Annotated in this window: 10 protein-coding genes; 6 read left to right on the top strand and 4 right to left on the bottom strand. The window is 68.4% G+C overall.

Annotated features, from left to right (window positions below; all coding sequences use genetic code 11):
• Positions 1-50: 50 nt before the first annotated feature.
• The 4 genes from AC0L5F_RS08500 (at position 51) to AC0L5F_RS08485 (ending at position 5,673) form a co-directional block, all read left to right on the top strand.
• Complete coding sequence (locus AC0L5F_RS08500; RefSeq protein ID WP_473312889.1) at positions 51-740, top strand: PepSY domain-containing protein; 690 nt, start codon at positions 51-53, stop codon at positions 738-740.
• Positions 741-855: 115 nt separating this feature from the next.
• Entirely contained in the window at positions 856-1,698 is an 843-nt protein-coding gene (locus tag AC0L5F_RS08495) for an alpha/beta fold hydrolase (RefSeq protein WP_473312888.1), read from the top strand.
• 421 nt (positions 1,699-2,119) lie between these two features.
• Positions 2,120-4,093, top strand: coding sequence for a DUF4365 domain-containing protein (locus tag AC0L5F_RS08490; RefSeq protein ID WP_473312887.1), 1,974 nt, complete (start codon positions 2,120-2,122; stop codon positions 4,091-4,093).
• 11 nt (positions 4,094-4,104) lie between these two features.
• Positions 4,105-5,673, top strand: a complete 1,569-nt coding sequence (locus tag AC0L5F_RS08485) for a hypothetical protein (protein ID WP_473312886.1) — start codon at positions 4,105-4,107, stop codon at positions 5,671-5,673.
• Positions 5,674-5,757: 84 nt separating this feature from the next.
• Here AC0L5F_RS08485 and AC0L5F_RS08480 read toward each other — a convergent pair whose 3' ends face one another.
• Genes AC0L5F_RS08480 through AC0L5F_RS08470 form a run of 3 tightly spaced genes read right to left on the bottom strand, consistent with a single transcriptional unit; the run spans position 5,758 to position 9,217 of the window.
• Positions 5,758-7,386, bottom strand: coding sequence for a long-chain-fatty-acid--CoA ligase (locus AC0L5F_RS08480; protein ID WP_473312885.1), 1,629 nt, complete (start codon positions 7,384-7,386; stop codon positions 5,758-5,760).
• Entirely contained in the window at positions 7,386-8,435 is a 1,050-nt protein-coding gene (locus tag AC0L5F_RS08475; RefSeq protein WP_473312884.1) for an NAD(P)H-dependent amine dehydrogenase family protein, read from the bottom strand. The genes AC0L5F_RS08480 and AC0L5F_RS08475 overlap by 1 nt, the downstream gene beginning before the upstream one ends.
• On the bottom strand, positions 8,432-9,217 hold the full coding sequence (locus AC0L5F_RS08470; RefSeq protein WP_473312883.1) for an SDR family oxidoreductase: 786 nt from the start codon (positions 9,215-9,217) through the stop codon (positions 8,432-8,434). The genes AC0L5F_RS08475 and AC0L5F_RS08470 overlap by 4 nt, the downstream gene beginning before the upstream one ends.
• 113 nt (positions 9,218-9,330) lie before the next feature.
• Here AC0L5F_RS08470 and AC0L5F_RS08465 point away from each other — a divergent pair, with 113 nt between their 5' ends.
• On the top strand, positions 9,331-11,067 hold the full coding sequence (locus AC0L5F_RS08465) for a class I adenylate-forming enzyme family protein (protein WP_473312882.1): 1,737 nt from the start codon (positions 9,331-9,333) through the stop codon (positions 11,065-11,067).
• Entirely contained in the window at positions 11,064-11,471 is a 408-nt protein-coding gene (locus AC0L5F_RS08460) for a nuclear transport factor 2 family protein (RefSeq protein ID WP_473312881.1), read from the top strand. The genes AC0L5F_RS08465 and AC0L5F_RS08460 overlap by 4 nt, the downstream gene beginning before the upstream one ends.
• A 531-nt stretch (positions 11,472-12,002) precedes the next feature.
• Here AC0L5F_RS08460 and AC0L5F_RS08455 read toward each other — a convergent pair.
• Complete coding sequence (locus AC0L5F_RS08455) at positions 12,003-12,284, bottom strand: GIY-YIG nuclease family protein (protein ID WP_473312880.1); 282 nt, start codon at positions 12,282-12,284, stop codon at positions 12,003-12,005.
• Between the last annotated feature and the right edge of the window lie 225 nt (positions 12,285-12,509).

The raw sequence follows: 12,509 nt of genomic DNA, 5'->3' as shown, positions 1-12,509 counted from the left end.
CTTCAGCCTGCTTCAGGGTGGGTTCAGCGGTGCTCGCCGAGGCTGGAGTCATGAACCAGACACCAGAGACCCAGACCCTGCCCACCACCCCGGCCGAGACGTCCTCGTTCTGGCGCCGGAGGTCCACCCTCGCCGTCGGCGGCACCCTGGCCGCGGCGGCACTGCTGTTCGGCGGCGCCGGCATCGGCGCGGCGCTCGCCGACGGCGACGATGACGACGCCCGGCCTGTCGCCGCCCCGGTCCAGGCCCAGCTCGTCGAGGACGACATCGCTGCAGCCGACGCCTCGGCCCCCGCTCCGACGGCCGCCTCGATCGGCTCGACCGACGCGGACGCGCTCGTCGCGGTGCTTGCCGCAGCACGCGCCGAGTCGTCCGGCACGGTGACGTTGATGGAGGCCAACCGCGACGGCTCGTGGAGCGTCGATCTGGAGAACACGCGAGGCGACGAGACCACGGTCCGCGTCGCGAGCGACGGCTCCGCGACGGTCGTGCGCACCGAGGCCGCCGACGCCGACGACGCGAACGACCCCGCACCGATCGGCTCGCTGAGCAACGAGAACGTCGCCGCGATCGTGAAGGCCGCCCTCGGCCGGGCCCAGGGCGTGATCGTCGACGTCGAGCTCGACGACGACCCTAACGAGGTCTACTCGGTGAAGGTGCGCGCCGCCGACGGCACCGAGACCGAGATGGACCTGGCCGCCGACTTCACCATCACCGCCTCCGAGATCGACCGCGACTGACCGAACACCAACCCGTCCGAGGAGCGCTCCCGCCAGGGGGCGCTCGTCGGCGTGGGAGGCCCGGCCGCGGATACGATGGGCGTTTCCGCGCCCCACGATCTTGAGGATGCCCGGCATGTCTCGCATGGCTCCGCACACGGTGACGCTGCACAAGCACGACCTGTCGTACATCGACAGTGGCTCCGGCCCAGTGGTGCTGTTCATCCACGGCATCCTCGGGTCGCAGCAGCAGTGGTCTGACCTCGTCGACGCGATGGACGACGACCACCGGGTGATCGCGCCCGACCTGTTCGGCCACGGCGAGTCGGCCAAACCGCTCGGCGACTACTTGCTCAGCGCCCACGCCGCCGCGATGCGTGACCTGCTCGACCACCTCGGGGTCGAGAAGGTCACGCTGGTCGGGCACTCGCTCGGCGGCGGCATCGCGATGCAGTTCTACTACCTGTTCCCCGACCGGGTCGAGCGCCTCGTGCTGGTGTCCAGCGGGGGTCTCGGACGCGAGGTGAACCTGATCTTGCGGTCGGCCACCCTGCCGGGCGCGGCGCAGGTGCTCAGCGTCGCCGCCTCCGCGCCCGTGCTGTCACGCGTGGAGGCACTGGGCCGGGGTGCGTCAAGGCTCGGCTGGCGCCCGGGCGCAGACGTCGGCGCGATCTGGCGCGGCTTCAGCTCGCTGGGGGACCGCGAGAGTCGATCGGCGTTCCTCGCCACCACGCGCGCCGTCATCGACATCGGTGGTCAAAGCATCAGCGCTCACGACCACCTGGAGGACGCGCCACCCATCCCGACCCTGATCGTGTGGGGCTCGAAGGACCGCATGATTCCGGTCGCCCACGCTCTCACCGTCGAGCGCGAACTCCCCGACTGCCGCGTCGAGGTCTTCGACGGCGCCGGCCACTTCCCGCACCTCGACGACCCGGATCGTTTCGCGCGCGTGCTCCGGGAGTTCATCGCCGACTAGGCGGTCATTTCGCCACTAAGACTCAGGGGCTAGTCCACGTTGACGGGCAGAACCGCGAGCTACGCGAACCAAGATTAGTGACCGAATCTCACCAAAGTCATCGTTGCCCCGGTCCGTCGTGGGGAAGCAACACAATCAACGCCAGTGACGCGACGGTGGACTGGTGTCTGCACGGGCAATGATCAACAAGGGTCGCTCACCTAGCCGCTCACAATTGACGGGCCATAACGCGCGCTCCGGGGTCGTGAGGGTCGAGTGTCGCACTGCCGATGATGCTCGCCCACCGCTCTCTTCGCGCCAAAGTAGGGATCCTTCGGGCGCGCAGGAAGGGGCCGACGCTCCGCGCAGTGGACCCGGACCGTCGCATCCATCCGGCAGAATGAAAGATCCACCATCTCGGCCGAAAGTAGGGCTGCTTACCATGACTGAAGGCGAGACCCGACCCGTTCGCCCGCGTCAGCACCAGCTCGAGGATCGGTCGGAGGCGCACTTCACGCTAGCGACTCCCGAGGAGTGGGTTGCGCGGTCGGTGCCGAAGGACTACGGCATCGACTACGAAGTTGAGATCTTCGAGCACCGGCGCCGCACCGGCCTCACGTTTAAGGTCCAGCTTAAGTCGACCGACAAAGACTCGACGAGTTGGCCGGTGAAGGTGTCCGACCTGGACTATTGGCGCACCCTCGACGTGCCAGTCTTGCTCGTCTTGTACCAGGCCCCCACCGACAAGATCCTCTCCCATTGGGCGCACGCCCACAACCCGTGGCCCCAGGTCGAGGAAGGCCAACAGACTACGACGGTCCACTTCACCGAGCTGTACAGGGATCACGTCCAGCGGATACCTCGCGAACTGGAACTCATCCGGAAGGTCAAGTCCCGGGCAACCCAGACACCGGTCACCATCGGGATCCAGCACCCCGACCCGGGCCTCGCGCGCGGTCTGCGGCACCTGCTCCGCGACGCGATCGAAACCCACGACCTGCGTCGGACCGTGAAGGTCGTGACCAATGACCCGTACGTGACCGTCTCGTTCACCGGCGACACGATGGTCGCTGCCGCCCCCGCCAACGTGTCGTCGGTGACAGCACACGGTTGGACCCTGACAGGCCTCGACGACCTCCCTCCGATGCCGCCGAACATTCTTGCGCTCGCGTCGATTCTCCTGTCCCAGGTCGGTTCGGACCGCGTTGCTGCCGACCTCCTCATTACTGTCCTCCACGAGGTCAGTGACGACGTAGTCGGGTCCTTCGCCCCGTCAGTGGCCGCTGTCCTCGCCGGCGACGAACGCTGGCATGCCCTCGCCGCCCTTCTTGACGTGGTCATGGTCAACCCGGCCGTGAGCGATGCGATGTACGGCGTCGCCTTGCTCAGCTCGCCTTACATGCCGCCCGAGGCAGCCCAGTTGTTCATCGAATTTGGTCGCCGCGCCGCCGACGACCTCACCGTGCGAGGTATGCCCGCCGACGCATCGCAACGCCACTACGTCGCCGCACTGTTCGCCGTCGACCATGACCTGTGGGAAGACGTACACGCCGACCTGGCCGCGGCGTTTGAGCTCGTCGGCGATTTCTACGACAACGACCACATGTATCACCAGCTGCGCGGCAAGGCGTACTGGAACCTCGGCGACCACGCCGCCGCCCTCGACCATTACCAACAGGCGTGGGAACTCGGCTGGCAGAGCATCCAGGCCGTCGCCGCCTACGGCGAAGCTCTGTTCATGGCGGGACGCTACGAACAGGCCCGACAGCACTTCGAGAACGCCGACGACGAATTCATCAGCCGCTGGGCGCTCCTGGTCCACTGCGTCGCGGTCGACGTCATCCGCATCACGGGCGTCGCCGAACAGGTACGGCGCCCCTTCACCGAGGACGACCCCGGCGCCGACGAACTTGAGAACACCACCGATCCCGACGTGCTCATGACCGCCCTGCGCGAACGCGACGCCACCAACGCCGCCCTGCTCGAGCGCTACCTGGGTGCCACGAACGACGTCGCTCTCGGCTCACTCCTCGCGTCCGCGCTCGTCACTGGGGAGCTCGGACGCTGGACGATGGCCATCGCGGCCGCGCACAAGATGGAGGCCCCACAAGGTCTGGCGCGCGCCATCGTTGAGCAGGCAACTTTCGAGTTCCCCGAGGTCGTCGACGTGCTCGAAGATGTGAACCGGGGACTCACGGATCACGCCGGGATCGAGGACATCGACCCCGAGTACATCGACTTGGCCCGCAAGGTCGCGGACAGCGCAGAACCGGACGGAGGCTCTCCGCCGCGAAACGACCAGGCTGAGTTCTGGAGCCGCGTCCGCATCACCAACCACGCCCCAGGCTGTGATCACGGCCCGGACGACGCCCCGGTTGCGGGCTCGGATGTGGCGGCAGATCTTGACCAGACGTAGATACTCGGGTGGTGGACGAGATCGACGATGAGCCTGGGTTCGTCGTCGGTGACGTCCTCGCATACTTCTTCATCCCGCTGCCTGAGCCCATCGGTCTCCCCGTGGACATCCCGTTCCCGTTCACGAAGTACGAGGACATGGAGACGACGGTGGCGCGGGCGATGGCAGGTGGGGATCCGGATCCACTGCTCGAGGAGATGGTGAGCCTGCGAGTTCACCGTGGAGTGTGGACCCAACCGCTCGGAGGCATCGACAACTATGTCGTGGCACGCGTCGAACAGGTTCTGCCGTGGTTGACTTCACCATCTGGTGTCGAACCAGGGCCACTGCCCGACGACGGGACGCTGCTGCCGGAGGTGACGCTCGTCGAGGCGGCCGTGTTGGTTGACCCGAATTTCGACGGCGCGATGACGCAAGCCTTCGATCTCGCTCTGGAGCGCATCCACGCCCTGCAGCAGGCGTACTTCATCAGCACGCGAACGCCGACAACACTCGTTCGCCGAGAGGCGCTGCCGATGGCGGTAGCGCACGCCGTCGCGGAAATCACCGACGCCGGGCTGGTCGAACGATCCGGTCTGACCTTGTTCATGTGCAATATGAACTTGCCGAACGGCCTCACTGAAGTCGACTTGCACGACCGGACGGACCAGTTCGCACACGCTCTTCATCGAACCTTGAACGACGACTTCATGTTGCCGTACTTCGACGCCACGCGTGAGGCGCATGTAGCGCACTACCTTCGCGGCGAATTCCGCAGCGCTGCTATCCACTACGCCACTGCGAGCGAAGCGCTCCTGCAGAACGTCCTCCTCTCCATGTTCTGGGAAGAGAACCTCTCGCCCGCCGAAGGCGTGGCTGAGTACTTTCGACCCGGCAATGGTCTACGAAATCGCCTTAAGCAGCTGTACGCGCCACGGCTGAAGGGGGCTTGGCGATTCGACAAGCCCGGCCCGCTCCAAACGTGGGACCAGGACACCGCCAACCTTCGCCACCGCGCCGTGCACGCCGGGTACATACCCACCGCGGCCGAGTGCGCCGCGTCGGAAATCGGGGTCCGTGCGCTTGCGACGTTCATCGCCGAGCGCCTGGCGAGCACAGCCGTGATCGGCCGCTATCCGCGCACCGCTGTCGCGACCGTCGGCACACCTCGACTTGAAGACCGTGGGGTGTGGAAGGGCCGCGTCCGTCGACTCACCGAGGACACCGAGCAGCCAATCTGGCATGAAAGGTTCAACCGGTGGCGTGAGGTCTGGACGATGTTGGCCCGCGAGCACGAAGGCCAGCCGCTCGAGGCGCCCGACCCCGCACGCGCAAGGACGCTCCTCGTGGTCGACGGAACAGACCTCCTGTGGGTCGTCCACGACCGCACGGCCCGGCGCGCCAGCATCGTCACCCCGGCCGAAGGTACCGACGCCTCCGCCATCGAGGAGACCGGGCGAAAAATCGCGACTGCCCTGGGGTCCGCTGGTGACCCGGGGCCCTTCGCCGTTCCGGTGGCCGGCAAGGTCGCTGTAACCGACGCTGCGGAGTGGGTGTGGGACTTCGAGCTCGTCCCGGAGCTGGGGCACAGCCTCGCGTGACGGCTCGCAAAGGACGCAGGCGGAAGCCCTGCCGCTCGAGGCGCCAGCGCCCTCCCAGACCGCGTCATTCCACCGCAAGTAGCGCTACGAGAAACGGGACCGCAACTCCGTCTTCAGCAGCTTGCCACTGGCGTTCAGAGGCAACGCATCGACGAACGCGACCCCGACCGGGCACTTGTAGTGGGCCATCTGGTCGCGGGTGAAGGCGATCAGGTCGGCCTCGGTGACCTCGGCGTCGGGGGCCTTGACGACCACGGCGTACGGGGACTCGCCCCACTTGTCGGACGGCACGCCGATGACGGCGGCCTGGGCGACTGCGGGGTGCTCGAGCAGGACGCTCTCGATCTCGGCGGGGTACACGTTCTCGCCGCCGGACACGATCATGTCCTTGATGCGGTCGTGCAGGTACAGGTAGCCGTCGGCGTCCAATGAGCCGCCGTCGCCGGAGCGCAGCCAGCCGTCGTCGGTGATGGTGGCCTCGGTCGCCTCGGGGTTGCGCCAGTAGCGCTTCATGACGTGGGCGCCGCCGATCCACACCTCGCCGCGCTCGCCGAACGGCAGGTCCTCGCCGGTCGCAGGGTCGACGATGCGCACGGGGATGTTGGGCATCGGGCGGCCTACCGAGCGCAGGCGGTGCGTGGTGTCGGTGTCGATGCGGTGGTCCTCAGGCGTCAGCATCGTGACGCCGCCGGTCGACTCGGTCAGCCCGTAGCTCTGCAGGAACTTGCAGCCCAGCAGCGCCGTGGCCTCGCGCAGCACCGGCACCGGCATGGGTGCGGCGCCGTAGATCATGTACTTCAGGTGCGACCAGTCGGCGGCCTTCGCCTCCGGCGTCGCGATGAGGAACTGGATCACAGTCGGCACCGCCACGGCGTGCGTGACCTTGTCCTCCTGCAGGATCTGCGCGAGGTGCGCCGGCGACTCCGGGTTGCGCAGCAGCAGCGCCGCCCCGTTGACGTTGCTCACCATCGCCAGGCCCAGGCCCGACACGTGGAAGAACGGCACCGGCGCCAGCGCGATCGAGTCGGTGTCCAGCTCCAGCACGTAGTGCATGGCCGCGATCGCCTTGCCGATGTTGGGGCCGGTCAGCTCGATGCCCTTGGGGCGCCCGGTGGTGCCCGACGTGTAGAACATCAGCGCCGTGTCGTCGAGGCCGCGGGCGTAGCCGGGGTCCTCGTCGCTGACGCCGTCGAGCCACGCGTCCCACGCGGTGCTGTGCTCGTCGCCGTCGACCGTGACGACCGTGCGCACGCTGTCGAAGGCGGCGGCCGCAGCGGCCAGGCGCTCCTGCCCGCGACCCAGCACGACCACGGCGGGCTCGCCGTTGCCGAGGATGTACTCGACCTCGGCCACCGCCAGGCGGAAGTTCAGCGCGGTCGGGATGCCGCCCATCTTGGACGCGCCGTACAGCACGGCGAGGAACGACGGCGCGTTCTCACCCACGTACGCCACCCGGTCGCCCGGCTGCACGCCGTCGCGGATCAGCGCGTTGGCCACCCGGCTGGCCATCTGGTCCAGCTCGGCGAAGCTCGTGGTGCCCGACGGCTCGATGATCGCCGGCAGGTCGGGGGTGGCGGCGGCGCGCTTGCGCAGGATGTCCTCGAGCCGCTCGACCCGGGTGCCGTCGGGGTGCAGCGCGTACTCGGGGTCGCGGTACTCCGGCGGCGTCGGCACCAGCACCTGACCCACCTGCTGGGAGGCTGTCGTGGCCATCAGGACTCCATCTGGAACGGCGCGAACACCGGCGGCTCGAAGATGCCCGCGGGGGCGTCGACCACCGAGCGGATGGCGCGCAGCGCGGGACCGGCGGTCACGTACTGACCGGCGGTGGTGCGGCTGCCCGGCTCGTTCGGCTCGACCATGTTGAGGGTCACGACCATCTCGGGCTTGCCGTAGAAGTGGATGGTCCACTCGTCGCGCCCGGCGTACTCGGGGCGGTCCGGCTCCATCGTCCAGATGATCGCGAGGGTCAAGAACGGCTTGCCGTCCACCATCGCGTGCCAGCGCCACTCGGTGCTGCCCACCGTGCCCTCGGCGATGTGCCCGGCGGCGACCTCGAGGTCGCGGGTGGCCGGCAGCACCACGTGGTCGGGCTTGACCTCGTCGTACGTCACGCCCATGCGCTCGCACATGAACGCGATGGTCTCCAGGTACAGCGACGCGTACAGCGTCGGCAGCGGGCCGGAACCGTCGAGCTCGGCAGGATCCGATCCCATGCCCATGACCGTGAACGCGAAGTCCGGGTCGGGCATCTTGCGGGCGTCGAGCACCTCGTCGATGGTGATGCGGTCCAGCTCCATGCTGGCGCCGGTCAGGCCCAGGGCGAGGCGCTCGCCGATGATGCCGGGGCTGACGCCGATGCCGAACAGCGTGCTGTCGCCCTCGTGGCAGGCATCGAGGAACATCTGCTCGCGCTCGGAGCCGTGCGCGCGGGGGAAGTGCTGGCCGGCAGTGGTGATGACGTTGATGCCGGCGCGCAGCATCTTCAGCAGGTCGGCGTCGTGCTTCTCGTACGGCACCTGCAGGCGCGGCGCGTGCATGACCACCTGCGGCTTCGTGGCGATCAGCTCGTCGATGTCGCGGGTGGCGATCACGCCGGTGGTGTCGCGGCGCGCGATGTCGCCGGCGTCGCGGCCCACCTTCTTGTCGCCGTAGACGTACAGGCCCACCAGCTCCAGGTCGGGGCGGTCGATGACGCCGCGCAGGATGGTCTTGCCGACGGCGCCGGTCGCCCACTGGGCCACTCGAATGGGCGCGCTCATGCCTTGGTGCTCAGCTCGGACATGAACAGCAGCTTGCCGAGGCCGGTCTCGTAGCGCACCGGGTCGAGCGCCATGCGGGCGCGCGACTCGAAGGCCATGCGGTCGGTGTCGCAGGTCCACTCGCCGCGCTGCATCGCGCGCAGTCCTGCCTTCGCGATGTCAGCAGGGTCCTCCTTCTTGCCGTCCACGTGCGACGCCATGCGGGTGTCGACCGAGCCGACGATCAGCGAGGTGCAGGTGATGTTGTCCGGCCCGAGCTCGGCGCGGGTGATGCCACCGAGGTAGAGCGCGGCGGCCTTGCTGGGGGAGTAGCCGCCCATGAAGGCCGTCGGCGCGATGGCCGCGACCGACAGCACGTTGACGATGGAGCCGCTGGTCCCGTTCTTCTCGGCATTGGCGGCGATGACCGGTGCGAAGGCGCGGGTGGTGGCCAGCGGCGCGAAGTAGTTGACCTCCATCTCGCGGCGGGCCGCGTCGGGGTCCTCGCACTTCACCAGGCGGTCGTTCTCGTGCAGGCCGGCGTTGTTGATCAGCACGGTCGCGTCGGTGCAGTGGGCGGCCGCGGCGGCGATGTCGTCGGCGCTGGTGACCTCCAGCTGCACGATCTCCGCGCCGGTCGCGCGCAGCTCGTCGGTGACGCTGCCGGTGTCGCGCACACCGGCGTAGACCTTGGCGGCACCGCCGGCCAGCGACTCGCGCACGAAGGCCAGTCCGATGCCACGGTTGGCCCCCGTGACGACGACGACGGAGCCCTCCACGCGGGCTCCCTTCAGCTGACTCATGCTGTGCTCCGATCGAGGTAAATGACCCGGGATGCGAGCGTTGACGACTCGCTCTGCTTACTGTAGTAATGTGTATCACACTGTTAACTGAAGTGTCACGAGGTGGAGCACACATGACGATCGCGCGAGGCCTGCATCCGGCCGACAAGGTCGAGGACTACACGTCGAAGGGCTGGTGGACCGACGAGACCGTCGACCAGCTGTTCGCCCACCAGGTGGCCACGCGCGGCGACGAGCTCGCCGTCGTCGACCCCGCCAACCGCGAGGCCCTCACCGGCAGCGGTCCGCGCCGCCTCACCTGGAACGAGGTCGACGCCGAGTCGGTCGCGCTCGCCGACCGCCTGCTCGACCTGGGCCTGCGCCGCGGCGACGTGCTCGGCGTGCAGATCCCCAACACCATCGAGCTGGTCGAGGTCTACGTCGCCGCCTGGATGGTCGGCATCGTCATCTCCCCGCTGCCCATGCAGTACCGCGAGCGCGAGATCGTCGGCATGGCCAACCAGGCCGAGTTCGCCGCCTTCATCACCGTGCCCAGGTTCGGCGGCCGCTCGCCCGTCACCGACGTGCACGAGGCCCGCGCGCAGCTGCCCTCGCTGCAGCACCTCATCGCCTTCGGCCCCGACGAGGAGGTCGCCGGCGGACTGCCCGACGGCGTCCTGCACCTCGCGCCCACACCGGCCACCGACCAGCAGCGCGAGCGCGTCGCCGCCCAGATGGCCGACGACCCCAACGACCCCAACGACTGCCTCACCATCTGCTGGACGTCGGGCACCGAGAGCGAGCCCAAGGGCGTGCCGCGCTGCCACTACGACTGGATCGCAGTCGCGTGGGCCACCGTCGAGCTGCCGGGCATCACCCACGACGACGTGCTGCTCAACCCGTTCCCCATGGTCAACATGGCCGGCATCAACGGCATGTTCCTGCCGTGGCTGCGCACCGGCTCGGTGCTGGTGCAGCACCACCCGTTCGACCTGCCCACGTTCCTGCGCCAGATCGCCGACGAGAAGGTCACCTACACCGTCGCGCCGCCGGCCCTGCTGTGGACGCTGCTGCACAACGAGGACCTGCTCGCCATGACCGATCTGTCCAGCCTCACCCGCCTGGGCTCCGGATCGGTGCCCCTGCAACCGGTCATGGTGCGCGGCTGGCAGGAGAAGTTCGGCATCGGCGTCATCAACTTCTTCGGCTCCAACGAGGGCATCGGCCTGCTGTCCGGCACCGTCGACTTTCCCGACCCGGACAAGCGCGCCCAGTTCTTCCCCCGCTACGGCACCCCCGGCGTCACGTGGGAGGGCCGGATCTCCGAATGGATGCAGGTGCGACTCGTCGACCCCGTCACCGGCGAGGACATCGACGAGCCCGGCCGCAGCGGCGAGCTGCACATCACCGGCCCCTCGGTGTTCTCCGGCTACCTGCACGGCGACCAGCGGCCCAGCCCGTTCGACGAGCGCGGTTGGCTCAAGACCGGCGACCTGTTCGAAATCGCCGGCGACAAGAACCAGTACCTGCACTACCTCGACCGCGCGAAGGACCTGATCATCCGCGGCGGCATGAACATCGCCCCGGTCGAGCTCGAGGGCCTCATCGGCGACCACCCCGCCGTGGTGGACGTGGCCGTCATCGGCGACCCCGACGAGGTGCTCGGCGAGCGCATCGCGGCCATCGTCACCCTGGCGCCCGACGCCAGCCTGACGCTCGAGGAGCTGGTCGAGTTCCTGCGCGGCAAGAAGATCGCTTCGTTCAAGCTCCCCGAACGCCTGGAGGTGCGCGACGAGATGCCGCGCAACCCGGTCGGCAAGATCCTCAAGCGCGAGGTGCGGCTCGCCTCAACCGAAGGGCAGCACGCATGAGCATGACCGACACCGAGAAGATCGACCTCGCCCACGAGATGTTCGCCGCGTGGGACGCGCTCGACTGGGACAAGGTCGTCGACCTGTTCGCCGACGACGGCGTGCTGCACAGCGTCATGCAGGAGCCGGTGGTCGGACGCGACGCGATCAACGAGCGCATGACGATCCTCGGCGCCAAGGCCGAGCGGCTCAAGCTGCACATCAAGGCCCTCGGCATCATCGACGGCCGTGTGTTCTGCGAGCGCGTCGACGACTTCGACTACGACGGCCACCACGCCGAGGTCCCCGTCGTCGGCATCCTCCGCATGGACGGCGGCAAGGTCACCGAGTGGCTCGAGTACTACGACCGCCCCACGTTGCTCGCCGGCATGGGCATGGACTCCACCACCGACTTCGGCCACTAGGCGCCGTTCGCCAGGGAGCGGAGCGACCGTGAGGGCGGAGCCCGAGGCGAACCACAGCTGTCCGGCTCGGTCTCGCCTCGGTCGCTGACGCTCCCTCACGTTCCTCGCAGAGCTCGTCACTGGCGAGCAGGGGATCGGTGCGAGGCTACCGTCGGCTGACTGGCTTGCGGTGGTCTCGCCTCGGTCGCTGGCGCTCCCGGGCCCTAGCGAAGCGTGAGCGGAGCGAAGGGCGCAGTCGGCCGCAGGCGGCCTCCTTGGCGAGCGGGGTTGTTCGCCAGGGAGCGGAGCGACCGTGAGGGCGAAGCCCGAGGCGAACCAAGCTGTCGGGCTCGGTTTCGCCTCGGTCGCTCGTTCCTCGCTCCCTCACGTTCCTCGCAAGCTCGTCACTGGCGAGCAGGGCAGCGGCGCGGGGCTAACGTCGGCTGGCTGGCTCGCGGTGGTTGGGCCTCCTTGGCGAGCGGGGTCTGTTCGCCAGGGAGCGCAGCGACCGTGAGGGCGGAGCCCGAGGCGAACCACAGGTGTCAGGATTCCTCACGCTCCTTCGTCGCTGGCGAGCAGCGGGCGGACGCCGGGGCCTTCGCGGACGAGCGTGCGCTTGCGCCCGTGGGTCCAGCCCTGGATCTTCTTCTCGCGCAGGAACGCGTCGTCGATCCGTTCGAACTCTTCGTAGTAGACGAGGGTCACGGGCTTGCGCCGCCTCGTGTACTCGGCTCCTTCTCCTCGCTCATGCTGGCCGAGGCGGTGGTGCAGGTCGCGCGTGCTGCCGGTGTAGTAGGTGCCGTCCGAGCACAGCAGGATGTACATGAAGCCCATGGGCGAGGGTCTTCGCCGTGGGCGGTTGGTGTCCAACGGTTCTTCCACAGGGTGCGGTGGCCTCCTTGGCGAGCGGGGTCTGTTCGCCAGGGAGCGCAGCGACCGTGAGGGCGAAGCCCGAGGCGAACCACAGCCGAACGGCTTGCGGTGGTCACGCCTCGGTCGCTCGTTCCTCGCTCCCTCACGTTCCTCGCAGAACTCGTCACTGGCGAGCAGGGGAGTGGG

Source organism: Aeromicrobium sp. 10G20-16 (genome assembly GCF_055809665.1).
This window is presented reverse-complemented; position numbering and strand designations above follow the sequence as displayed.